This window comes from Mycobacterium alsense (genome assembly GCF_002086635.1).
GTDB lineage: Bacteria > Actinomycetota > Actinomycetes > Mycobacteriales > Mycobacteriaceae > Mycobacterium > Mycobacterium alsense.
In genome coordinates, this window is the sequence record NZ_MVHD01000048.1 from 20,540 (window position 1) to 44,206 (window position 23,667).

Below are 23,667 nucleotides of genomic sequence, written 5' to 3' on the forward strand. Positions count from 1 at the left end.
TTCCTACTCTCGTTCGGGCAGTGAATCTTCGTGATGGGGTCTGGTGCCGCGGGGCGGCGGCGCGCTCAGCCGTTGAGCAGCTTGTTGACGCGCTTGGTGTCGTTGGCGGCCACCACGGTGCGGCCGTCCAGGCGGCGGGTGCGCTTGGTGGGCTTGTGCTCGAGCAGGTGGCGCCGATTGGCCTTCTGCCGCACGATCTTTCCGGTTCCGGTGCGCCGGAACCGTTTCGAAGCCCCGCTGTGAGTCTTGGCCTTGGGCATGTTTCCTCTACTTCTGTACTTCTCGTACTTCTCGTACTTCTCGCGTGTGGTGGTCGTTCTCGGTGTCAGGTCAGTGGGGTGACGGGTTCGCCTCGGAGCCCGCCGCCGCGCCGTGTTCCTCGGGGTGGCGCGCCCTGGCGCGGGTCTTCGCGCCGCGGTGCGGTGCCAGCACCATCGTCATGTTGCGGCCGTCCTGCTTGGCCGAGGTTTCGACGAAGCCGTACTCGGCGACGTCGGCACCCAGCCGCTGCAGCAGTCGGTAGCCCAGTTCGGGCCGCGACTGCTCGCGTCCACGGAACATGATGGTGACCTTGACCTTGGATCCCGCCTCCAGGAAGCGGATTACGTGGCCCTTCTTCGTCTCGTAATCGTGATCGTCGATCTTTGGTCGCAGCTTCTGTTCCTTGACGACGGTCTGCTGCTGGTTCCGGCGGGATTCGCGCGCCTTTTGCGCCGCCTCGTACTTGAACTTGCCGTAGTCCATGATTTTGCAGACCGGCGGCCTGGCGTTGGGGGCAACTTCGACGAGATCGAGATCGGCGTCCGCGGCGACGCGCAGTGCGTCTTCGATGCGCACTATGCCTACCTGCTCCCCTCCCGGGCCGATCAAACGGACTTCAGGTACGCGGATGCGCTCGTTGACGCGGGTCTCAGTGCTGATGGGGCCTCCTTGTTGGGCTTCTGTTTCCTTCGCGCGCCGCAGCGGCGGAATCCACCCCACCAGCAAAAAGGCCCTGCACAAGCAGGGCCCAATGCCGACCGATCGCGGCGAAGAACTACACACGCCGCCCGCGCTGCCCGCGGAACAGGCATTCACGATGCCTGTGACCGGACCGCTGGACCTTGAAAAACCTGAGCAAGCGTTCTCGTGGCCAGCGGTGGGAGTGGGACTCCACTTAACTGTCCCCGGCCTGAGCCGGGATGGTCGCAGTCGATAGTTTAGCAGCCACGGGGCGCCTTCCCGCACGTCCGCGGCCGGACGGCCGTCCGACGGACGACCGCCCGCGGCGACTCTGGCGCTTCGCCAGGATTTTCCCGGCGTTTGGGCATATCCTCGCGGTCTGTGACTCTCGCTCCTCGTCATCCGGGCACCCGCTCGGGGCCCCGCTCGGGAAGCCAGCCAAACCCCCGGTATCGCTGGGTACCGGCGGCGGCGGGCTGGACGGTCGGCGTCGTCGCCACGCTGTCACTGGTCGCCAGCGTGTCCCCCGTCGTTCGCTGGCTCATCCATCGCCCGCGCGAGTTCATCAACGACTACCTGTTCAACTTCCCCGACACCAGCTTCGCGTGGTCGTTCGTGCTGGCGCTGCTGGCCGCGGCGCTGACCGCGCGCAAACGCATCGCCTGGGCGCTGCTGCTCGGCAACATGGTCCTCGCGGCGGGGCTCAACGCCGCCGACATCGCCGGGGGCGACAACACCGCGGCCGAGTCGTTCGGCGAGAACCTCGGCTTCGCCTTCCACATCGTCGCGATCGTGCTGCTGGTCCTGTCCTATCGGCAGTTCTGGGCCAAGGTCCGCAGGGGCGCGCTGTTCAAGGCGGCCGCGGTGCTGGTCGCCGGGGACGTGATCGGCATCCTGGCCTCCTGGGGCCTGGTCGAGATGTGGCCGGGCACCCTGGCGCCGGACTCCCGCTTCTGGTACGTGGTCAACCGGGTGGTCGGGTTCTCGGTCGTGGCCCCGAACGCCTTCACCGGCCTCCCGCACGTCCTGCTCAACGCCGTCTTCGGGCTGTTCGGCGCGCTCGCGCTGATCGCGGCCACGATCGTGCTGTTCCAGTCCCAGCGCGCCGACAACGCGCTCACCGGCGAGGACGAGTCCGCCATCCGCGGGCTGCTCGAGCTGTACGGCAAGCACGACTCGCTGGGCTACTTCGCCACCCGCCGCGACAAGTCGGTGGTGTTCGCGCACAGCGGCCGCGCCGCGATCACCTACCGCGTCGAGGTCGGCGTGTGCCTGGCCAGCGGCGACCCGGTGGGCGACCCGAGGGCGTGGCCGCAGGCCGTCGACGCGTGGCTGGAGCTGTGCCAGACCTACGGCTGGGCGCCCGGCGTGATGGGCGCGAGTTCCCAAGGGGCCCAAGCGTTTCGTGAGGCCGGCCTCAACGCCCTCGAACTGGGCGACGAGGCGATCCTTCGGACCTCCGACTTCAAGCTGTCCGGCCCCGACATGCGGGGGGTGCGCCAGGCGGTGACGCGGGCCCGCCGCGCCGGGCTGACGGTGCGCATCCGGCGGCACCGCGACATCTCCGCCGACGAGATGGCCGACACCATCGCGCGGGCCGACGCGTGGCGCGACACCCAGACCGAGCGTGGCTTCTCGATGGCGCTGGGCCGGCTGGGCGACCCGGCCGACGGGGACTGCCTTCTGGTCGAGGCCCTGGGCCGCGACGGCGAGGTCGTGGCGATGCTGTCGCTGGTCCCGTGGGGAAGCACCGGCGTCTCCCTGGACCTCATGCGCCGCTCGCCGCAGTCCCCCAACGGCACCATCGAACTGATGGTCAGCGAGCTCGCGCTGAACGCCGAAACCCTCGGCATCGTTCGCATTTCCCTGAACTTCGCGATGTTCCGGTCCGCCTTCGAGCAGGGCGCGCAGCTCGGCGCGGGCCCGGTCGCCCGGCTGTGGCGCGGGTTTCTGCTGTTCTTCTCGCGGTGGTGGCAGCTGGAGACGTTGTACCGCTCGAACATGAAGTACCAACCGGAGTGGGTTCCCCGCTTCGCCTGCTACGAGGACGCCCGGCTGGTTCCCCGGGTCGGCGTCGCCTCGGCCCTGGCCGAGGGGTTCCTCGTGTTCCCGTTCAGCCGGCGCAAGACGCACACCGGCCATCACCCGGCCGTCCCGGCCAGGCTGGCGGAGTCCGGGTTGTTGCACCACGACGGGTCGGCGCCCGACGTGAGCGGGCTGCAGCGCCGCGACAGCGTCGTCGAGGCCGAGGAGACCCGGGCCCGCCTCCCCGAACAGGTGCGGGTGCGCCTGGCCAAGCTGAAAACCCTGCAGCACCAGGGCGTCGACGCCTACCCGGTGGGATCCCCGCCCAGCCACACGATCGCCGGCGCGCTCGACGCCGACGACCAGGAAAGCGTCTCGGTGGCCGGCCGCATCCTGCGGATCCGCGACTACGGCGGGGTGCTGTTCGCCCAGGTGCGCGACTGGTCGGGCGAAATGCAAGTGCTGCTGGATAATTCGCGCCTCGAGCACGGCCGCACCGCCGATTTCACCGCGGCCATCGACCTGGGCGACCTGGTCGAAATGGCCGGGCACATGGGCTTTTCCAAGAACGGGACCCGTTCGTTGATCGTGCGCGACTGGCGGATGATCGGGAAGTGCCTGCGCCCGTTGCCGAACAAGTGGAAGGGCCTGACCGACCCCGAGGCGCGGGTGCGGACCCGCTACGTCGATTTGGCGATCAATCCCGAGTCGCGCGAACTGATCCGGGCGCGCAGCTGCGTGCTGCGCGCGATTCGCGAGACGCTGTTCGCGAAGGGGTTCATCGAGGTCGAGACGCCGATTTTGCAGCAGGTGCACGGCGGGGCCACCGCCCGGCCGTTCGTCACCCACATCAACACCTACGACATGGACCTGTTCCTGCGCATCGCCCCGGAGCTGTACCTGAAGCGGTTGTGCGTCGGCGGCGTGGAGAGGGTGTTCGAGCTGGGCCGCGCCTTCCGCAACGAGGGCGTCGACTTCAGCCACAACCCGGAGTTCACCCTGCTCGAGGCCTACCAGGCGCACGCCGACTACACGGTGTGGATCGACGGCTGCCGCGAGCTCATCCAGAACGCCGCGCGGGCCGCCAACGGCGAGCAGACCGTGCTGCGCCCCGGCCCCGGCGGCCGCCTCGAACCGGTCGACATCTCCGGCGCGTGGGCCGTCAAGACCGTGCACGACGCCGTCTCGGAGGCGCTGGGCGAACGCATCGACCCCGACACCCCGCTGTCCGTGCTGCGCAAGCTCTCCGACGCCGCGCGCGTTCCGTATCGGGCGCACTGGGATCCCGGCGCGGTGGTGCTGGAGCTCTACGAGCACCTGGTCGAGGACAAGACCGAGCGACCGACGTTCTATATCGACTTCCCCACCTCCGTGTCGCCGCTGACCCGACCGCACCGCGACCGGCGCGGCGTCGCCGAGCGGTGGGACCTGGTGGCGTGGGGCGTCGAGCTGGGCACCGCCTACAGCGAGCTGACCGATCCGGTGGAGCAGCGGCGCCGCCTGCAGGAGCAGTCGCTGTTGGCCGCCGGGGGCGACCCCGAGGCGATGGAGCTCGACGAGGACTTCCTGCAGGCCATGGAGTACGCGATGCCGCCCACCGGCGGGCTGGGCATGGGCGTCGATCGGCTCGTCATGCTCATAACCGGCCGCAGCATCCGCGAGACCCTGCCATTCCCCCTGGCCAAGCCGCACTAGCGGGCCGCGGCCGGCCGGCTGCCGAGCACCGCGGTTTCGACCGATAACGTTCCGGGGCGGTAAACAATCGGTCACACTGACTGACGTGACAGCCAGCGCCCCCCTCGCGACCGCGCAGGTGCTGGCGAGCGCCCACACCTCCCTGATGCACGGCTGGGTGCCCACGACGATCCAGGTGCTGGCCGCGGCGGTGCTGACCCTGGCCGTCGGCTGGCGCTCGCGTCGCTGGCGCGCGGTCTGCCTTCCGCTGGCGGCCGCGGCCGGCGGCGGCGCGGCCTATGCGACGCACTGGTACATCGTCGATCGGGGCCTGTCCGACGAGCCGGCGCCGGCGACCCTGTGGCTGTGGATCGCGCTGGCCGGCGCCGCCGCGGCCGTGCTGATCCTGGGGTGGCGCAGCGCGCCGCCCTGGCGCCGCGGCGCGACGCTGCTCGCCGTGCCGTTGTGCTTGCTCAGCGCGGCGCTGGCGCTCAACCTGTGGGTGGGCTACTTCCCGACCGTGCAGGCGGCGTGGGGCCAGCTGACCTCCGGCCCGCTACCCGACCAGACCGACCCGGCGACCGTCAGCGCGATGGCCGCCCAACGTACCCGCCCACCGCACGGCAGCGTGGTGCCGGTGGTGATCCCTTCGGACGCATCGCATTTCAAGCACCGCGGCGAGCTGGTGTACCTTCCGCCGGAATGGTTCACCAGCAACCCGCCACCGGCACTGCCGACGGTCATGATGATCGGCGGGCAGTTCAACACGCCCGCGGACTGGACCCGGGCGGGCAACGCGGTCAAGACGATCGACGACTTCGCGGCCGCCCACGACGGCAGGGCGCCGGTCTTGGTGTTCGTCGACTCCGGGGGCGCGTTCAACAACGACACCGAATGCGTCAACGGGATCCGCGGCAACGCGGCCGACCATCTCACCAAAGACGTTGTGCCGTTCATGGTTTCGAAGTTCGGGGTTAGCCCCGACCGGTCCACCTGGGGAGTCGCCGGCTGGTCGATGGGCGGGACGTGCTCGGTGGACCTGACCGTCATGCACCCGGAGCTGTTCAGCGCGTTCGTCGACGTCGCCGGCGACTTCTTCCCCAACGCCGGCACCAAGGCGCAGACCATCGCCCGGCTGTTCGGTGGAAACGCCGACGCCTGGGCGGCATTCGACCCGTCCACCGTGATCGCCCGGCACGGCCCGTACCGCGACGTGGCGGGCTGGTTTGCGATCTCGTCGGAGGGCCCGGCCGCGTCGCGCCACTACCTCGCGATCGGTGACTCCGCCGCGATGCGCCTCGCGAGTCGCGACGCCGCCGCCAACCCGACCAACCAGACCGCGGCCGCCTATTCGCTGTGCGCGCTGGGCCGCGCCCAAGGCATCGACTGCGCCGTCGTGCCCCAACCGGGCAGGCACGACTGGCCGTTCGCGGACCGGGCTTTCGCGACCGCCCTGCCGTGGCTGGCCGGCCGGCTGGGCACCCCGGGGGTCCCCCGCACCGCGCTGCCCAGCGATCCGTCGGCACCGGTGGCGCTCCCGGCGAACGCGGTGGCCCCGGCGGCGCACCCCGGTAACTAGCCGGCGCCGCGCCGGTCGGCCTCGGGTTGCGTCGCCGTCGGTTTGAGGCGGACGGGAACGGAGCCCCTGGCCAGCAGCATTGCTGTCGCCTCGGCGGGGATGGGCTGGCAGAACAGGAACCCCTGTGCTTGCGAGCACCCTTCGTCGACCAGGACTTGCGCCGCCGCTTCGGTCTCCACGCCTTCGGCGACGACGTCGAGGTCCAGCGCCTGGGCCAGGCCGATGACCGCCCGCACGATCGCCAGATCGTCGACGGAGGTGGCGAGGTCCAACACGAAGCCGCGATCGATCTTCAAAGTGCCCACCGGCAGCGTCCGCAGCAGGCCCATCGCGCTGTAGCCGGTGCCGAAGTCGTCGATGGCGATGTCCACGCCGAGCTCGGTGAGCCCGACCAGGGTGGCCCGCGTGTTCACCAGGTCGCGAATCAGCATGCTCTCGGTGATTTCCAGGCCGATCGACGACCCGTCGAGGCCGAACTTCTTGAGGGTGCGCTCGACGGTGTTGACCAGGTCGTGGGCGACGAGCTGCGCGGGCGACACGTTGATGCGCAGCATCGTGTCGAGCCCCACGCCCTGGGCCCGCCACTCGGCCAGGTGGGCGCACGCGGCGTTCAGGATCCAGTTGCCGAGTTCCCCGGCCAGGTTGATGGACTCGGCCACCGGGACGAACTCGTCGGGCAGCAGCAGCCCACGGGTGGGATGGTGCCACCGCACCAGCGCCTCGACGGCCAGCACCTTTCCGGTCAGCATGTCGACCTCGGGGAGGTAAAGGACGGTCAGCGCGTCCGTTTCGATGCCGGCCTGCAGATGCAGCTCGATGTCGTTGCGCAGCTCGCGGCGGGTGAGCATCTCGTCGGAGAACACCCCGATGCTGTCCCCGCCCGTCCCCTTGGCCGAAAGCAGCGCCTCTTCGGAGCGGCGCAGCAGGTCCAGGCTCGAGTCCTGGCCGGGGACGCCGACGGCGACGCCGACGCTCACCGTGCGGTTGAGGACCTCGCCGCCGATGGTCACGTGATCCGTCACCTGCCTGCTCAGGCTCTCGGCGAGCTCCGTGGCGGTGTCGAGATCCATCGCCGGGGCCGGGACGACGACGAACTTGTCGCCACCGAGCCGGGCGATCAGCCCCTGCCCCGCCATCGCTTCGGTTGTCCGCGTGGCGAAGTCGCGGATGAACTGGTCGCCGGCGCCGTGACCCAGGTAATCGTTGATCGCCTTGAGCCGGTCGAGGTTGAACAGCAGGACGGCGACCGGGCCCGGCCGCTCACCGATGAGGCGATAATCCAGGTGCGACACCAGGGTTCGGCGGTTGGGCAAGGCGGTGAGGTCGTCGTGCTCGGCCTGGTAGCGCAGCTGGTCCTCGACGCTCAGGCGGGCCTGCACTTGCGCGAACATGCTGGCGACGACCGTGAGGGCGTTGAACTCCTCCTCGGTCCATTCGCGGTCGCCGATCTTGATGAAGCCGAGCGCCCCGGTGGTCACGTCACCGGAGATCAGGGGGACCGACGCCATGGACACGCCGGGCACGCCGCTCGCCTCCGAAATGGTGCGCTGATAATCCTCGTTTTCTGCTTGCGGGCGCAAAACGACTGGCTCTTTGGCGTTTTCACACAGGGCGAAGATCGGGTCCGCGTCGGCGAAATAGACCGTCTGCAGCGGATCGGGATCCGGTTTGTCCGGGCGCTCCGGGTACTCGGCGACGAGGACCGTGGCGTGGATGCTGTGGTCGTTGTAGCGCAGGAAGCTGACGTCGACGCCGAGGATCTCCACCAGTTCGGCCAGGATCTCGGTGCTGATCTGCGTGGCGGTACTGGCCGTCGCACCCATGAGCTTGGTCGCCACATCGGTGACGATGGCGGTCAAAGCCTTTGGGCCTGTGGTCTTTTCCATGTCCTCGCTACCTCGACGCGCGCCGCCCGGCGCGGACCGCGCGGCGCCGTGCCGGCACTGTCTTCAGCTGCTCAGCGTAGCCCCGGGGTGGCGGTCGCCGCCGCCCGGAGCCCATCACCGGTTCGCATCGACGCCGCGCCGGGCTGACTCAAGCCGAAATGCGACTGAGGATTTCGGAGCTCTCGGCGCACATCAGCTTGAATTGTTCGGGCTCGGCGTGCGTCGCAATGGTGCGGCGGTCCCACCACATCACTTTGGTCCGGTAGTTCTCGTTGGGATAGGCCGCCGCCGGCACCCGCCCGGCCACGACGCCCCCCGAGGATTGCCATTGTTCCAACACGTGGGCCGCCGCGGTGGCCATGACGAACTGGACACCCAGCAGCGTCATCATGGGCAGCGCCGTGCGCGCCAGGACGCGGGACAGCGCCCTGCTGCCGTAGTCGCTGGTGTTGGTCCAGGCGCTCTTGACTTCCACGACGCCGAAGGGGATCCGGTTGGCGATCATGTGCCGCAGCACGGGGCGGCCCGGGCTGCCGTCCCACTCCTCGAGCGCGTGGGAATCCTCGGGCGCGCGCAACGGGCCCACGACGCGGGTGCCCCCGACGACACGGCCCCGGGGGTCCACCGCGGCGAAGAACATCGTGGTGTCGGCGCCATCCCGGATCGCGTCGAGGTCGAGCACCCACTCCAGCCCGTGCCGGCTGTAGCTGTGCAGCGCCCCGTCGAGGTATTGCTCCCACAATTCGGGCTCCGCCTCCGGGGTGGATGCGGCGATCCAACATCCGGTCGCCTCGTCCCGCCAGCCCGACCCGTCCGCCAACCACGGGCCGTCGATCGCGCTGCCGCTGAGCTGAGCCGCTACCATGGGTATCCCTTCGCTGCTTAACCGTGAATCCTGGGCTAATTGATCCGGACGCGCCTTGAATTATTTCCTAAAATTGGCGCGTGACAAATAACTGGCGGTATTTCTTTTGTTGATCTTCGATTCCCGTGGCCAAACCGTTAGTGTTACCGGTCGGTATACGGCAACTGACCGAAAGTTTGCGCTCGCGCGCGTGGGGTTCGGCCGCGGTGGGCGGCCCGGTGAACGCGGCGGTGGCCCCTTCGGCGTCGGCGACGGGCGCACGCGCGCTCCGTGGATGGTCCGCAAGCTGCGCTGACCCCTGCTCCCCACGCCCCGGGCCCTACTCATCGAGATGATTCAACCGGACGGCCCTCAGCGCCTCTACCACTGGATTCTCGAGGCGCCGGGCGGTGGGGGCGGTGGGATTAGCTGCCGTTCATCCGAGGAAATCGAACACGTTTTCCGTCGGCGCGGTTGCGCGTTGAACCGCGAATTGCGGCGCGCGATATGGGGCCGGCCTTTTGGGTGCCCGGCCCGTGGGGGCGGCGTTGCACACTGGAAGCCGTGGGGCCATCCGGGGCGCGCGTCCGGCGCGCGATATTTGCACGGCATTGCAATCCATGGAGTGCCTGGACGCGCTGGGCGAGCACGCCGCTGACGCTGGTGCCCGTGTGGACGCGGCGCTGGAGCCACGCGGCGCCGATCGCGCTGTGGTTCGCCGTCAATCCGTTCGTGTTCGGCAAGCCGGCGCATCAACGCTCCTGGTCGACCCGGGCGATGCTGGGCGAGGAACTGTGGGTCAGCCGCCGCCCGCGGGACGCGGCGATGCTGGTCAGCACGGTGACGTCGGCGGCCGCGCTGTGTGCGATCGTCGCCGCCCGCCGCCGCCGACCGATCCCGGCGGCGATCGCGACCGCTGCGCAGATGGCCCTGACCCTGGTGTATTGGCGGCAAATGGCACGCTATTTCGATCGCCATCAGTAGTTTTGACGCTATGCCCGACGAAAAGCCCGTAGCACCGGCCCAGCCCGATCCCGGCTACGACAGCTCCGGCGTGCCGACCTTCGAGTCCGTCCGGGACAAGATCGAGTCCCGGTACGCGACGGCCGAGGGGGCGGCGGAGCTCGACGCCGACACCTCCGGAGGCCGCTCGATCGAACAGCAGTACGACGAGCGGCAGCGCGCGGCCGCCGAGCGCCTGGCCCAGATCCGGGAGTCGATGCGCGAGCGCGAAGGGTGACTTTGCGTACCTTCAGCGTCGCCGAGCGGCGTAACCGCCTGGCGCGCAGGCATTTCCTCGCGGCGGACGACGCGCCGCCGGTGGCGCCGGTCATCGCCGGGCTGGTCGGGTTGCACGCGACCGATCCGGCCACCCCCTTCCTGTCGCTGTGGGCGCGGGTCCCCGGCTTCGCGGCGGCCGACTTGGAGGCCGAGCTGTACGAGAAGCGGTCCGCGGTCAGGCATCTCGCGATGCGCCGGACGCTGTGGGTGGTAGCCGGCGACGACCTGCCGCTGGTCCAGCCGGCGGGTAGCGACCGGGTCGCCGACAACGAACGCCGCCGGCTGGTCGCCGACGTGCGCAAGGCCGGCGTGGCCGCCGACGGCGAACGCTGGCTCGAGGAGGCCCGCGCCGCGGTGCTGCGCCACCTGGCCGCCAACGGCCCGACCGGTAGCGCCGAGCTGCGGGCCGCGCTGCCCGAGCTGGCCGGCACCTACGATCCGGCGCCCGGGAAGCGTTGGGGCGGAACGGTTCCGCTCGCCCCGCGGGTGCTGACCGTGCTCTCGGCGCGCGGCGAGATCGTGCGCGGGCCCAACGACGGGCGCTGGACCACCTCACGGCCCCGGTGGGCCGCCACCGCCGACTGGCTTGGCGACCCGCCCGATCCGCTGCCCGAGCGGCCGGCGCGGGCCGGCCTGACTCGTCGGTGGCTGGCGGCGTTCGGGCCCGCCACCGCCGCCGACATCACGTGGTGGTTCGGCACGACGGTGACGAACGTCCGCCACGCGCTGGCCGACATCGGGGCGGTGGAGGTCAATTTGCACGGCACCGGCACCGGCTGGGCTCTGCCCGACGACCTCGACCCCGAGCCCGACGCGCCGCCGTGGTGCGCGCTGCTGCCGGGCCTGGACGCCACGACGATGGGCTGGTCCCGGCGCGACTGGTATCTCGGCGAGCATCGCGCCCAGGTCTTCGACCGGAACGGCAACGCCGGCCCGACGGCCTGGTGGAACGGGCGGGTGATCGGCGGCTGGTACGCCGACGACAGCGCCCGCGTGCAGTTGCAGCTGCTCGAGGACCCCGGCCGCGACGGGCGTCGCGCCCTGCAGCGGCGGGCCGACGCGCTCACCGCGTGGCTGGACGGCGTGCGGATCAGTCCGCGGTTCCCATCCCCGCTGTCGAAATCGCGCGCGTCGTGACCCTCGCGAGCCGACACAGAATCGCGCTATCGCGGCCCGTCTGATGCGATTCTGCGTCTGCTCGCGCAGGAAAAAATTCAGGCGCTGGCTTTGCGCCGGCGCCGCGGCGGGGCGGCGGGCGCGGCGGCGGCACCGATGCCCGGCACCTCGGCGAGGAATTTGCCGGTGTAGCTCTCCGGCACCGCGGCGACGTCCTCCGGAGTGCCTTCGGCGACAACGGTTCCGCCCTCGGCGCCGCCCTCCGGGCCCATGTCGACGATCCAGTCCGACATCTTGATCACGTCCAGGTTGTGCTCGATGACGATGACCGTATTGCCTTTGTCGACAAGGCCGTTGATGACGCTCAGCAGCTTGCGAATGTCGTCGAAATGCAGACCGGTGGTGGGCTCGTCGAGGATGTAGATGGTCCGCCCGGTCGAACGTTTCTGCAGCTCGGCGGCCAGCTTGACGCGCTGCGCCTCGCCACCCGACAGCGTCGGCGCGGGCTGGCCCAGCCGCACGTAGCCCAGCCCGACGTCGACGAGCGTGCGCAAATAGCGGTGGATGCCGGTGATCGGCTCGAAGAACTCCGCCGCCTCCTCGATCGACATGTCCAGCACCTCGGAGATGGTCTTGCCCTTGTAGTGCACCTCGAGGGTTTCCCGGTTGTAGCGGGCGCCGTGGCAGACCTCGCACGGCACGTACACGTCGGGCAGGAAGTTCATCTCGATCTTGATGGTGCCGTCGCCCGTGCACGCCTCGCAGCGCCCGCCCTTGACGTTGAACGAGAACCGGCCCGGTTGGTAGCCACGGACTTTGGCCTCGGTCGTGGCCGCGAACAGGGTCCGGATCTTGTCGAACACCCCGGTGTAGGTGGCCGGGTTGGACCGCGGCGTGCGGCCGATCGGCGACTGGTCGACCCGCACCAGCTTGTCCAGGTGGTCCAGCCCGGTGACCCGGGTGTGGCGGCCGGGAACCTGCCGGGCGCCGTTGAGCCGGTTGGCCAGCACCGCGGCCAGGATGTCGTTGACCAGCGTCGACTTGCCCGAGCCCGACACGCCGGTCACCGACGTCAGCACGCCCAGCGGGAACGACACGTCGATCCCGCGCAGGTTGTGCTCGCGCGCGCCGACGACGGTGAGCCGGCGCCGCCGGTCGACGGGCCGGCGGATCGCGGGAATCTCGATGCGCTCCTTGCCCGACAGGTAGGCCCCGGTGATCGATTCCTTGTTGGCCAGCAGCTCGGCGTAGGTGCCGCTGTGCACGATCTGGCCGCCGTGCTCACCGGCCCTCGGCCCGATGTCGACGATCCAGTCGGCGTGCGCGATGGTGTCCTCGTCGTGCTCGACGACGATCAGGGTGTTGCCCAAATCCCTTAGGCGGGTGAGGGTTTCGATGAGGCGGCGGTTGTCGCGCTGGTGCAGCCCGATGGACGGCTCGTCGAGCACGTAGAGCACGCCCACCAACCCGGAGCCGATCTGGGTGGCCAGCCGGATGCGTTGGGCCTCACCGCCGGACAGCGTGGCCGCGGCCCGAGACAGCGACAGGTAGTCCAGCCCGACGTCGAGCAAAAAGCCGAGCCGCGACTGGATCTCCTTCAGCACCTGCCCGGCGATCGCCTGCTCGCGCGGGCCGAGGGTGAGCCGCTGCAGGAAGTCCGAGCAGTCCGCGATGGACAGCTCGCACACCTCGGCGATGGACTTCTTGGCCGGCTTCCGCCCCAAATCCCCCGAGAGCGTCACCGCCAGGATCTCCGGCTTGAGACGGGTGCCCTCGCACACCGGGCAGGGCACGTCGCGCATGAACCCCTCGTAGCGCTCCTTCATCTGCTCGGATTCCGTCTGGGCCATCTTGCGCTGCAGGAACGCCAGCACGCCCTCGAAATCCGCGTAGTACGAACGGGTTCGGCCGTACCGGTTGCGGTAGCGCACGTGCACCTGGTGGTCGGATCCCTCGAGGATCGCCTTGCGCGCCCTGGCCGGCAGCTTGCGCCACGGCGTGTCGACGTCGAATCCCAGCTCGTCGCCCAGCCCGGCCATCATGCGGGTGAAGTACTCCGCGGTGTGGCCGTTCGCCCACGGCGCCACGGCGCCCTCGGCCAGCGTGCGCTCCGGGTCGGGCACCACCAGGTCGGGGTCGACCTCCTTGCGGATGCCCAGGCCGGTGCACTCGGGGCAGGCGCCGTACGGCGAGTTGAACGAGAACGACCGCGGCTCCAGGTCGTCGACGGCCAGCGAGTGCCCGTTGGGGCAGGCCAGCTTCTCGGAGAACCGCTGCTCGCGGTTGTGCGCGTCGTGGTCGTGATCCCCATGGTCCGGGAACTCGAGCACCACGATGCCGTCGGCCAGGTTCAGCGCGGTCTCCACCGAGTCGGTGAGCCGCTGCTTGGCGGTGGCCTTCACGGTGAGGCGGTCCACCACCACCTCGATGTCGTGCTTTTCCTGCTTCTTCAGCTTGGGCGGATCGGTCAGCGAATGCACGACCCCGTCGACGCGCACCCGGCTGTAGCCCTGGGCGTTGAGCTTCTCGAACAGGTCGGCGAACTCGCCCTTGCGGGTGCGCACCACCGGCGCCAGCACCTGGAACCGGGTGCCCTCCGGCATCGCCAGCACCTGGTCGACGATTTGCTGGGGGGTCTGGCGGGCGATCCGCTCGCCGCAGACCGGGCAGTGCGGGGTGCCGGCGCGCGCGTAGAGCAGCCGCAGGTAGTCGTAGACCTCGGTGATCGTCCCGACGGTCGACCGCGGGTTGCGGTTCGTGGACTTCTGGTCGATCGACACGGCCGGCGACAGGCCCTCGATGAAGTCGACGTCGGGCTTGTCCATCTGCCCCAGGAACTGGCGGGCGTAGGCCGACAGCGACTCCACGTAGCGGCGCTGGCCCTCGGCGAAGATGGTGTCGAACGCCAGCGAGGACTTGCCCGACCCGGACAGCCCCGTGAACACGATCAACGAGTCGCGGGGCAGCTCGAGATCGACGCCGCGCAGATTGTGCTCGCGGGCGCCCTTGACGATCAGGCGGTCAGCCACTCGATTCCCTCACCGGGGACCCCTCTCACGACTTGCGATAGCGGATAGTGCACACCGCATCCCATGCTATGTGCCCATACCGACAAGACATCTTGGGCCAGTAACGTGGCCACCATGACCGTGCTGAACGACGACTACACCGGACACGTCGACCCCGGCACCGCGGCCCGCCGGACCCTACCCGGCGCCACGATTCTAAAGGCGTCGGTGGGCCCGATGGACAACAACGCCTATCTGGTCACGTGTTCGGCCACGGGCGAAACGCTGCTCATCGACGCCGCCAACGACGCCGATGTCCTCCTCGACCTGATCGGCCGCTACGCCCCGAAGCTGTCGCTGATCGTGACCAGCCACCAGCACTTCGACCACTGGCAGGCGCTGGAGGCCGTGGCCCGGGCGACCGGGGCGCCGACCGCCGCCAACGAGATCGACGCCGGAGCGTTGCCGGTCCCACCGGATCGTTTGCTGGCGGGCGGCGACACCGTGCGCATCGGCGAGCTGAGCTTCGACGTCATCCACCTGCGTGGGCACACCCCCGGGTCGATCGCGCTTGCCCTCGACGGCGCGGCGACCGGCGGGGTCACGCAGCTGTTCACCGGCGACTGCCTGTTCCCCGGTGGTGTGGGCAAGACATGGCAGCCCGGAGATTTCGACCAGCTGCTGCGGGACGTCACGACCAGGGTGTTCGACGTCTACGACGACTCCACGGTCATCTACCCCGGCCACGGCGACGACACGGTGCTGGGGGCCGAACGCCCCCACCTGGGCGAATGGCGCGAGCGCGGCTGGTAGGCGCCGGCTGAGCCGGCCCTAGCTCGTGGTGTGCACGATCAACACGTCGACCTTGGCCCGGCGTGAGACGTTGGCCGGCACCGACCCCAGCAGCCGGCCCGCGATCGTGCTCAGGCCGACGTTACCGACGACCAACAGGTCGGCCTTTTCGTCCTCGGCCAGCTTGACCAGCGCGTCGACGGGCGCGCCGACGATCGGCCGCTCCTCGATGTTCTTGGCCCCTGCGGCGTGGGCGCGCTCCTTGGCGTCCTGCAGGATCGCGTAGATCGGCGCGGTGCCCGACACCTTGTAGCTTTCCTCGCGCAGCGCGTCGGCCGCCCGGGTGTCCTCGTGCTGGGGCAGGTACGCCGAGGCGATGATCAACTTCGCATCGGCCCCTGCGATTTGGGCCGCCCGATCCACCGCACGCATCGATGAATCCGAGCCGTCGGTCCCGACCACCACGGTCCGATAGGCGCTCATTTACCCTCCCAGTTTCGGTTGGTCAGCCAACCCAAGACAGTATCGCGTTTGCCGGATAAATGAGCGGATCAGATCGGCCGCTCGGCGCGCCCTACAGTGTCAAGCATCATGGCCACGTCCACCGCCGAGCCGCGCGCCCCCGACGGAGCCGGCGCCGGCCCCGGCTCGGATGTCGGGGCCGCCCGCCCGCGCGGCGCGTTGCTCGATCCGTGGGCGATCGCGGTGTTCGCCGCCGTCGTCAGCGCGGCCTGGGCGGGCCGACCGTCGCTGTGGTTCGACGAGGGCGCCACCATCTCGGCCGCGGCCAGCCGCACGTTGCCCGAGCTGTGGCGGCTGCTGGGCCACATCGACGCCGTGCACGGGCTGTATTACCTGCTCATGCACGGTTGGTTCGCGATCTTCCCGCCGACCGAATTCTGGTCGCGGCTGCCCAGCGCGCTGGCGATCGGTGTCGCCGCCGCCGGCGTCACCGCGTTCACCGGACGGTTCGTGCCCGGCCGCGCGACCCCGCTGTGCGCCGGCGTGGTGTTCGCCATCCTGCCGCGCACCACGTGGGCGGGCATGGAAGCCCGCTCCTACGCCTTCGCGGCCGCCGCGGCGATCTGGCTGACGGTGCTGTTCGTCGCCGCCGCCCGGCGCAACCGGCCCCGATTGTGGCTGTGCTACGCGCCGGCGCTGATGGCGTCGATCCTGCTGAACCTCAACCTCGTCCTGCTGGTGCCGGTGTACGCCGCGATGCTGCCGCTGCTGGCGCCGAAAAAGTCGCGCAAGTCCCCGCTCGTCTGGTGGGCCGTCAGCTCGGCCGTCGCCGTCGGCGTCATGACGCCGTTTCTGGTGTTCGCCCACAACCAGGTGTGGCAGGTCAACTGGATCTACCCGGTCAGCTGGCATTACGCCTTCGACATCATCCTGCGGCAGTACTTCGACCACAGCGTCCCGTTCGCCATCCTGACCGCCGTGCTGTTGGTGGCGGCTGTCGTGAGCCGGCGGCGCGGCGCCCCGGGCCCGGCGGGCGGCACGCGCGGCCTGCTGCTGAGCTGCGCGGCGTGGATCGCGCTGCCCACCGCGCTCGTCGTCGTCTACTCGGCCGTCAGCGAACCGATTTACTATCCGCGCTACCTGATCTTCACCGCGCCCGCGGCGGCCGTCGTGATCGCCGTCTGCATCGTCACGGTCGCGCGCAAACCGTGGCAGATCGCGGCCGTGGTGCTGCTGTTCGCGGTGGCCGCTCTGCCGAATTACCTGTTCACGCAGCGCTGGCCGTACGCCAAGGAGGGCTGGGACTACAGCCAGGTGGCCGACCTGATCAGCTCCCACGCCGCTCCCGGGGACTGCCTGATGGTGGACAACACCGTGCCCTGGCGGCCCGGGCCGATCCGCGCCCTGCTGGCCACCAGGCCCGCGGCGTACCGCTCGCTGATCGACGTCGAGCGCGGCGCCTACGGTCCGAAGGTCGGCTGGCTGTGGGATGGCCACGTCGCGGTGTGGCTGACGACGGCCAAGATCGACAAGTGCCCGGCCATCTGGACCGTCACCAACCACGACGCGTCGCTGCCCGATCACCAGGCCGGGCGGTCGTTACCGCCGGGGGCGTTCGGCCGCACCCCGGCGTACCGGTTCCCCAGCTACCTGGGCTTTCACATCGTGGAACGCTGGCAGTTCCACTACTCGCAGGTGGTCAAGTCGACGCGCTGACGGGTCGCGAGGTAGGAGGCGACCACCCCGGCCGCGGTCAGCGCCGTGAACACCGCGAACAGCCAGCGGGCCGCCGCCGCGTCGCCGCCGTGGATCGTGTTGACGACGACGCCGGCCACCCCGGCGCCGAACGCCCCCGAGACCAGCTGCACCGTGTTGATGGCCGCGGCCGCCGCGACGCCTTCGGCCGGGTCGTCGACGGAATCCATTGCGCGCACGGACAAGTGGGGCCAGGCCATGCCGATCCCGATGCCGGCCGCGAGCAGCGCGAGCGCCCAGGCCGCGACGTTGCCCACCGACTCGTCGGCGCGCTGCGCGAGCGCGGCCAGCGCCAGCCCCGACGCCACCACCACGGGCGCGACGGCGATCACCCGGCTGATCACGCGCGGGTTTTCCAGTGCGGCGCTGACGATTTCGGAGACCGTCCAGCCGACGGCCAGCGCCGCGCCCAGGAAACCCGCCGCGACCGGCGTCAGATGCGCCAGCCGCTGCCCGAACAACGGCACATAGGTGTCGACCATCGCGCCGATCATCAGCACGCCCATGCTCAGGTAGACCCACTTCAGGGGCCCGCGGCCGAACACGCTGGGCGGCAACACCGCCGCGCGCGCCCGCCGGTCGACGACCACGAACAACCCGAGCAACGCGACCCCGGCGGCGAGCAGCCCGGCGGTCGCGCCGACATTGTGCGGCAGCTGGGCGACGCTGACCGCCAGGGCGGCCGCGCCGATCAGCAGCAGCGACCACACCGGCACCCGCAACGGCGCTGTGCCTTCGGCGCTTTGGCCCTTTCCGGCCCGGCCCGCGGGCAGCGCGACGGGCACCAGCAGGGCCATCAGCGCCGTCAGGACCGCCATCGCGGCGAACGCCCACCGCCACAACCCGAACTGCGCGAACAGCCCGCCCGTCGCCGGCCCGACCACCGTCGCGACGCCCCACATCGCGGACACCAGCGCCGAGGCCCTCGTCCACAGCGAGCGGGGCAGTGCCGCGTTGATGACCGCGTAGCCGAGGCCGGCCAGCAGGCCGCCGGCCACGCCCTGCAACGCGCGCGCGGCGATCAGGATCTCCATGTTGGGGGCCGCCCCGCAGGCCAGGCTCGAGGCGCCGAACAGCGCCAGGCCCATCAGGTACGACGGGCGCGCCCCGGCGCGGACCAGCATCGGGTTGACCATGGTCGCCGCGACCACCGACCCGACCAGGTACAGGGTGGTCACCCAGGCGTAGAGGCGGCTGCCGCCGATCTCGGCGACGGTGTTGGGCAGCAGGCTGATGGTCAGGAACTCGTTGGTCGCGTACAGCGCCACGCCCCCGGCCAGCACGACCGACGTGCCCAGGTGCCGGGCGCCGAGCAGCTCGCGCCAGCTGCCGGTGAGGTTGTCGGTGTGCGTGTGCGTCACTTGAGGCCGGCGGCGTCCATCCCGCGCAGTTCCTTCTTGAGGTCGGCGATCTCGTCGCGGAACCGGGCGGCGAGCTCGAACTGCAGGTCGCGGGCGGCGGCCATCATCTGCGCGGTGAGGTCCTTGATCAGGTCGGCCAGCTCGGCGCGCGGCATGCTGGAGGTGTCGCGACCCTCGAACACGCCGGCGCTGACGAATTGGCCCGCGCGGCCGGGCTCGCCCTGGGCACGCCGGCCGCGGGAAATGCTGCGCCCCGAGCCCATTTCGACGGTTTCGCCGGCCGCGGTATCGGCGGCCTCGCGGTAGACCTGGTCGAGGATGTCGGCGATCTTCTTGCGCAGCGGCTGCGGGTCGATGCCGTGGGCCTCGTTGTAGGCGATCTGCTTGGCGCGGCGCCGTTCGGTCTCGTCGATCGCCTCCTTCATCGAGTCGGTCATGCTGTCGGCGTACATGTGCACCTCGCCGGACACGTTGCGGGCGGCGCGGCCGATGGTCTGGATCAGGCTGCGCGTCGAGCGCAGGAAGCCCTCCTTGTCGGCGTCGAGGATCGCCACCAGCGACACCTCGGGCAGGTCGAGGCCCTCGCGCAGCAGGTTGATGCCGACCAGCACGTCGTAGTCGCCCAGCCGGAGCTGGCGCAGCAGCTCCACCCGGCGCAGGGTGTCGACCTCGGAGTGCAGGTAGCGCACCCGGATGCCCATCTCGAGCAGGTAGTCGGTGAGGTCCTCGGCCATCTTCTTGGTCAGCGTGGTCACCAGCACCCGCTCGTCGGCGTCGGCGCGCTTGCGGATCTCGCCGATCAGGTCGTCGATCTGGCCCTTGGTCGGCTTGACCACCACCTTGGGGTCCACCAGGCCGGTCGGGCGGATCACCTGCTCGACGAACTCCCCGCCGGTCTGGCTCAGCTCGTACGGGCCGGGCGTCGCCGACAGGTACACCGTCTGCCCGATCCGCGAAGCGAACTCCTCCCAGGTCAGCGGCCGGTTGTCGATCGCCGACGGCAGCCGGAACCCGTAGTCGACGAGGTTGCGCTTGCGGGAGATGTCGCCCTCGTACATGCCGCCGATCTGCGGCACGGTGACGTGCGACTCGTCGATGACGAGCAGGAAGTCCTCCGGGAAGTAGTCCAGCAGGGTCGCCGGGGCGGACCCGGCCGGCCTGCCGTCGATGTGCCGCGAGTAGTTCTCGATGCCCGAGCAGAAGCCGACCTGGCGCATCATCTCGATGTCGTAGTTGGTGCGCATCCGCAGCCGCTGGGCCTCCAGCAGCTTGCCCTGGCTTTCGAACTCGGCGAGCCGCTCGGCGAGCTCCTCCTCGATCGTGGAGATCGCGTGGGCCATGCGTTCCGGGCCGGCCACGTAGTGGGTGGCGGGGAAGATCCGCAGCGAGTCGACCTGGCGGATCACCTCGCCGGTCAGCGGGTGCAGGTAGTACAGCGCCTCGACCTCGTCGCCGAAGAACTCGATGCGGACCGCCAGCTCCTCGTAGGACGGGATGATCTCCACGGTGTCGCCGCGCACGCGGAACGAGCCGCGGGTGAAGGACAGGTCGTTGCGGGTGTACTGGACGTCGACCAGCAGCCGCAGCAGCCCGTCCCGGGGCACCTCGGCGCCGACCCGCAGCTCGACGGAGCGGTCCAGGTAGGACTGCGGGGTGCCCAGGCCGTAGATGCACGACACCGACGCCACCACCACCACGTCGCGGCGGGACAGCAGCGCCGACGTCGCGGAGTGCCGCAGGCGCTCCACGTCGTCGTTGATCGAGCTGTCCTTCTCGATGTAGGTGTCGGTCTGCGCGATGTAGGCCTCCGGCTGGTAGTAGTCGTAGTACGACACGAAGTACTCGACGGCGTTGTGCGGCAACATCTCTCGCAGCTCGTTGGCGAGCTGGGCGGCCAGCGTCTTGTTCGGCGCCATCACCAGGGTGGGGCGCTGCAGGCGTTCGATCAGCCAGGCGGTGGTGGCCGACTTGCCGGTGCCGGTGGCGCCGAGCAGCACCACGTCGCGCTCGCCCGCCTTGATGCGCCGCTCCAGCTCGTCGATGGCCGCGGGCTGGTCGCCGGCCGGGGCGTGCGGGCTGACCACCTCGAAGCGGCCGCCGGTGCGCACCAGCCCTTCCACCTCTTCTGCGGCGGGGCGGTATTCCGAATGCGCGACTACCGGATGCTCAGTGGCGAAGGCCATGCCAACAGGGTAGAACGCGGTACCGACAAGCCGTCCGCCGCGAGCGTCCGCAAAATGTCACGCGGCGCGACGTGTCGCCGTACAGACATGCGCGCTCGCCACACATGGGCCACACACATAGGTCCGCGCTAGTGGGAGGGGCGGGTCCATGCCCGGGTCACCGGGTCGCACTGCAGCAGGTACCCGTCGTTGGAGGTGGTCATGGCGAACACCGAGGTGTTCGGCCGGTCGCAGGAGCTGCCCGCGGCGTGCATGCCCATCGTGATGGGGGCCCGGGCCCAGGTGTTGCCCTCGCAGACGACCTGCTCGTTGTTGGTCGGGTCGTAGGCGAGCTTGTCGACGTCGCCGCACGGCCCGCCCAGCACGGGCGGCACCGGGCGCGACGGCGTGGCGGACGCGCCGATCACCTGGGCGGGGTCGCCCAGGGGGATGTTCGGGGCGTCGCCCATGCGGGCGGCGACCACCGGCACCCGCACCACCGCGCCCTGGGCGCCGCACTCGTCGCTGAGCACCGTCTCGGTCACCGTCCCGCGCAGCGTCCCGTCGGCCTGCGGCGCCAGCGACCACGCGACGGTTTCCTGCTGTGTCGCCCTGACCTGCCCGTTCGGCTGGGTGCAGCCCAGCCGGACCTGCTGGGGCGTGCCCTGCCAATAGCCGGCGACGAAGCGCAGCGCGTCCGTGTGGCCGCCGTCGACGGTGCTGGCCATCTGGTGGTTGGCGTGGTCCAGCTGGGTGCCGGTGGCCGCGCACCCGGCCGCGGTGCACGCCGAGCGGAACGCCCACCAGCTGGTGGCGGCCCCGTCGTGGCGGATCGGCACGCCGTTGGTCGTCAGCTTGCCGCGGTCATAGGTCAGCCGGTAGGTGCCGTTGAGCACCGGTCCCCCGGGCCTCGCCGGCGCGGCGCTGGGCGCCGGCACCGACGGCTTCGAGGCCAGCGCCGGCACGTTGGCCGGCTGGGGCTCCGGCTGGAAGGAGTACAGGGTCGACCACGTCGCCGCGATCGCGATCAGCACCGCGCACACCAGCGCGGCCGCCCACCGGCTGCGCGACGAGAACCGGTGGTTCAGCATCGCGATCCCGCCGCGCCGCCGCTGCGGCGGGGCGGTGTCGGCGTCGGCGGCGCTGTCGGCCCGCTCGGTGACGGCGGCCTCGAAAGCGGACGCGAACGCGCGGCACCGCTCGAAGCGGTCCTGGGGTTGCTTGGCGAGGGCCTTGGCGAACACGTCGTCGAGGCGGGCCAGCTCCGGGCGGTGATCGCTGAGCAGGGGCGGCTCCTCGTGCAGGTGCTGGCTGATCACCGCGATGGGGTTGGAGTGCTGGAACGGCGGCGCGCCGGTGAGCAGATGAAAAGCCGTGGCCGCCAACGCGTATTGGTCCGCCCGGCCGTCGATGTTGGAGCCCGTCAGCTGTTCGGGCGCGGCGTAGGCCACGGTCCCCACCGCGACGTTGGTCTCGGTGATCCCGCTGATGTTGCCGAGGTGGCGCGCAACACCGAAGTCCGCCAACAGGATTCGGCGTTCGCCGTGTTCCCCGTCTTCGGGGTGGGTGAGCAGGATGTTGGCGGGCTTGACGTCGCGGTGCAGCAGCCCGCGGTCGTGGGCATAGTCCAGCGCGCCGGCGACCGCCCGCACGATCGCGCACACCTCCTCGATCGGCAGTCCGTTCAGACCGTCCCGGTGGCGCTCCTTGACCAGGCGGGCCGCGTCGGTGCCCTCGACGTAGTCCATGGAAATCCACAGCTGCCCGTTGAACTCGCCGCGATCGTGCACGCCGACGATGTGCGGGTGCCACAGCGTGGCCGCGAGGTCGGCCTCGCGGTTGAACCTCTCACGGAACTCGCTGTCCGCGGTGACCGCGTCGGCGAGGACCTTGATCACGTCGCGGCGCGGCAGCCGGGGGTGCAGCGCCAGGTAGACCTCGGCCATGCCGCCCGCGCCGAGTTGCCGCAGGATCGTGTAGCCGGCGAAGGGTGCGCCGCCGCTCAGGGCCAGGCGCGGCCCGCCGGCCTCGACGTCCGCGGCCGAGTTGACGGGCGGGATGCGGTGAAACAGGTGCGCCACGGTCGCCGAGGGCAGCGAGTGAAAGCCGGCGCGCAGGGCCTCGCGGGCCAACCGCGGGTTGCTCAGCAGCCGGCGCCCGGCGCCGAGTCGCCGGGCGCTCCCCCTGCGTTCGTCCATCGCTGGTTTGCCCCTCCTGGTTCGCGTTCGAAGATGCCGGATCCCGGTGGGCGGTTGTTCGCAGCGGGCTGTGAATCAGCTATGAGTGGCCCCGACAGAAAGAAGGGCGAGAACAAAGGCAAATCACAGGCGAGTCCAATGGAGCGCACCGAAGCCGCGGACCGATACTTGGGTAGTGACTCGACCCGCCCCGCCCGTCCTGACCATCCGGCACGAGGCTGCTGGCGGGTCCCAACGCTCGTTCGCGGCGGGCCACGAGGTCGTCGTCGGCCGGGACGTCAACGCCGACTTGCGGATTGCCGACCCGCGGATCTCCCGCGCCCACCTGATCGTGCGGTTCGATCAGGGCCGCTGGCTGGCGATCGACAACGGCTCGCTGAACGGAACCTACGTCAACGGCTACCGGATGCCGGTCATCGACATCCACGACGGCCAGAGCATCAACATCGGCAATCCGCAGGGGCCCCGGCTGACGTTCGCGGTCGGCCCGCAACAGGGCCAGACCAGCCGGCCGCCCCAGGCCCGCCCGACGCGGGACTCCGGCCCGCCCACCCTGGCGTGGTCCGCGCCGCTGGAGCGGAC

17 protein-coding genes are annotated in these 23,667 nt (G+C 70.3%); 8 read left to right on the forward strand and 9 right to left on the reverse strand.

From position 1 onward, the window contains the following. Positions 1 to 65: 65 nt before the first annotated feature. Together rpmI and infC are read right to left on the reverse strand one after the other, a co-directional pair. Positions 66 to 260, reverse strand: coding sequence for a 50S ribosomal protein L35 (rpmI, locus tag BST11_RS21320; protein WP_083139999.1), 195 nt, complete (start codon positions 258 to 260; stop codon positions 66 to 68). 70 nt (positions 261 to 330) lie between these two features. Further along, entirely contained in the window at positions 331 to 921 is a 591-nt protein-coding gene (gene infC, locus BST11_RS21325) for a translation initiation factor IF-3 (RefSeq protein ID WP_082958045.1), read from the reverse strand. Positions 922 to 1,302: 381 nt separating this feature from the next. On the opposite strand from infC, the gene lysX reads away from it, so the two are divergent. Further along, positions 1,303 to 4,662: a bifunctional lysylphosphatidylglycerol synthetase/lysine--tRNA ligase LysX gene (lysX, locus tag BST11_RS21330; protein ID WP_372509749.1), complete on the forward strand. Its 3,360-nt coding sequence runs from the start codon at positions 1,303 to 1,305 to the stop codon at positions 4,660 to 4,662. Between the two features lie 145 nt (positions 4,663 to 4,807). Continuing rightward, complete coding sequence (locus BST11_RS21335) at positions 4,808 to 6,220, forward strand: alpha/beta hydrolase (protein WP_083140009.1); 1,413 nt, start codon at positions 4,808 to 4,810, stop codon at positions 6,218 to 6,220. Here BST11_RS21335 and BST11_RS21340 read toward each other — a convergent pair. After that, complete coding sequence (locus BST11_RS21340) at positions 6,217 to 8,106, reverse strand: bifunctional diguanylate cyclase/phosphodiesterase (RefSeq protein WP_211284749.1); 1,890 nt, start codon at positions 8,104 to 8,106, stop codon at positions 6,217 to 6,219. The two genes, BST11_RS21335 and BST11_RS21340, sit on opposite strands and share 4 nt — an antisense overlap. Positions 8,107 to 8,254: 148 nt before the next feature. After that, complete coding sequence (locus BST11_RS21345; RefSeq protein WP_083140001.1) at positions 8,255 to 8,971, reverse strand: hypothetical protein; 717 nt, start codon at positions 8,969 to 8,971, stop codon at positions 8,255 to 8,257. A gap of 486 nt (positions 8,972 to 9,457) precedes the next feature. Here BST11_RS21345 and BST11_RS21350 point away from each other — a divergent pair, with 486 nt between their 5' ends. From BST11_RS21350 to BST11_RS21360, 3 genes are read left to right on the forward strand one after another with little or no spacing between them, the layout of a single operon-like run. Beyond that, a complete protein-coding gene (locus tag BST11_RS21350; protein WP_372509750.1) occupies positions 9,458 to 9,934 on the forward strand; it encodes a DUF6653 family protein in 477 nt (158 codons plus the stop codon). A gap of 10 nt (positions 9,935 to 9,944) precedes the next feature. Then, on the forward strand, positions 9,945 to 10,190 hold the full coding sequence (locus BST11_RS21355) for a PspA/IM30 family protein (RefSeq protein ID WP_083140002.1): 246 nt from the start codon (positions 9,945 to 9,947) through the stop codon (positions 10,188 to 10,190). A gap of 2 nt (positions 10,191 to 10,192) precedes the next feature. Beyond that, a complete protein-coding gene (locus tag BST11_RS21360; RefSeq protein ID WP_083140003.1) occupies positions 10,193 to 11,368 on the forward strand; it encodes a winged helix DNA-binding domain-containing protein in 1,176 nt (391 codons plus the stop codon). Positions 11,369 to 11,445: 77 nt separating this feature from the next. Here BST11_RS21360 and uvrA read toward each other — a convergent pair whose 3' ends face one another. Then, positions 11,446 to 14,376, reverse strand: a complete 2,931-nt coding sequence (gene uvrA, locus BST11_RS21365) for an excinuclease ABC subunit UvrA (protein ID WP_083140004.1) — start codon at positions 14,374 to 14,376, stop codon at positions 11,446 to 11,448. A 114-nt stretch (positions 14,377 to 14,490) separates the two neighbouring features. Between uvrA and BST11_RS21370 the strand changes: the two genes are divergently transcribed. Continuing rightward, positions 14,491 to 15,168, forward strand: coding sequence for an MBL fold metallo-hydrolase (locus BST11_RS21370; RefSeq protein WP_083140012.1), 678 nt, complete (start codon positions 14,491 to 14,493; stop codon positions 15,166 to 15,168). Positions 15,169 to 15,186: 18 nt separating this feature from the next. On the opposite strand, the gene BST11_RS21375 is transcribed toward BST11_RS21370, so the two are convergent. Further along, positions 15,187 to 15,630, reverse strand: coding sequence for a universal stress protein (locus BST11_RS21375; RefSeq protein ID WP_083140005.1), 444 nt, complete (start codon positions 15,628 to 15,630; stop codon positions 15,187 to 15,189). Between the two features lie 108 nt (positions 15,631 to 15,738). Here BST11_RS21375 and BST11_RS21380 point away from each other — a divergent pair, with 108 nt between their 5' ends. Then, complete coding sequence (locus tag BST11_RS21380; RefSeq protein WP_083140006.1) at positions 15,739 to 17,325, forward strand: mannosyltransferase; 1,587 nt, start codon at positions 15,739 to 15,741, stop codon at positions 17,323 to 17,325. On the opposite strand, the gene BST11_RS21385 is transcribed toward BST11_RS21380, so the two are convergent. From BST11_RS21385 to BST11_RS21395, 3 genes are all read right to left on the reverse strand, one after another. Next, complete coding sequence (locus BST11_RS21385; protein WP_211284750.1) at positions 17,295 to 18,725, reverse strand: MFS transporter; 1,431 nt, start codon at positions 18,723 to 18,725, stop codon at positions 17,295 to 17,297. The genes BST11_RS21380 and BST11_RS21385 overlap by 31 nt on opposite strands. Further along, the gene (uvrB, locus tag BST11_RS21390) at positions 18,722 to 20,908 is read right to left on the reverse strand and encodes an excinuclease ABC subunit UvrB (protein ID WP_083140007.1); all 2,187 of its coding nucleotides are present in this window, start codon (positions 20,906 to 20,908) and stop codon (positions 18,722 to 18,724) included. Before uvrB ends, BST11_RS21385 begins: the two co-directional genes overlap by 4 nt. A 128-nt stretch (positions 20,909 to 21,036) precedes the next feature. After that, on the reverse strand, positions 21,037 to 23,085 hold the full coding sequence (locus BST11_RS21395; RefSeq protein ID WP_083140008.1) for a serine/threonine-protein kinase: 2,049 nt from the start codon (positions 23,083 to 23,085) through the stop codon (positions 21,037 to 21,039). A 175-nt stretch (positions 23,086 to 23,260) separates the two neighbouring features. On the opposite strand from BST11_RS21395, the gene BST11_RS21400 reads away from it, so the two are divergent. Then, positions 23,261 to 23,667 (forward strand): FHA domain-containing protein (locus tag BST11_RS21400; RefSeq protein WP_142276480.1); only part of this gene is annotated, 407 nt, incomplete at its 3' end.

What these genes read in the sequence shown, in the direction of transcription:
- rpmI (WP_083139999.1), bottom strand. Translation starts at nt 260, where the DNA reads ATGCCCAAGGCCAAGACTCACAGCGGGGCTTCGAAACGGTTCCGGCGC.
- BST11_RS21335 (WP_083140009.1), top strand. Translation starts at nt 4,808, where the DNA reads ATGCACGGCTGGGTGCCCACGACGATCCAGGTGCTGGCCGCGGCGGTG.
- BST11_RS21340 (WP_211284749.1), bottom strand. Translation starts at nt 8,106, where the DNA reads ATGGAAAAGACCACAGGCCCAAAGGCTTTGACCGCCATCGTCACCGAT.
- BST11_RS21345 (WP_083140001.1), bottom strand. Translation starts at nt 8,971, where the DNA reads ATGGTAGCGGCTCAGCTCAGCGGCAGCGCGATCGACGGCCCGTGGTTG.
- BST11_RS21350 (WP_372509750.1), top strand. Translation starts at nt 9,458, where the DNA reads ATGGGGCCGGCCTTTTGGGTGCCCGGCCCGTGGGGGCGGCGTTGCACA.
- BST11_RS21355 (WP_083140002.1), top strand. Translation starts at nt 9,945, where the DNA reads ATGCCCGACGAAAAGCCCGTAGCACCGGCCCAGCCCGATCCCGGCTAC.
- BST11_RS21370 (WP_083140012.1), top strand. Translation starts at nt 14,491, where the DNA reads ATGACCGTGCTGAACGACGACTACACCGGACACGTCGACCCCGGCACC.
- BST11_RS21375 (WP_083140005.1), bottom strand. Translation starts at nt 15,630, where the DNA reads ATGAGCGCCTATCGGACCGTGGTGGTCGGGACCGACGGCTCGGATTCA.
- BST11_RS21380 (WP_083140006.1), top strand. Translation starts at nt 15,739, where the DNA reads ATGGCCACGTCCACCGCCGAGCCGCGCGCCCCCGACGGAGCCGGCGCC.
- uvrB (WP_083140007.1), bottom strand. Translation starts at nt 20,908, where the DNA reads ATGGCCTTCGCCACTGAGCATCCGGTAGTCGCGCATTCGGAATACCGC.
- BST11_RS21395 (WP_083140008.1), bottom strand. Translation starts at nt 23,085, where the DNA reads ATGGACGAACGCAGGGGGAGCGCCCGGCGACTCGGCGCCGGGCGCCGG.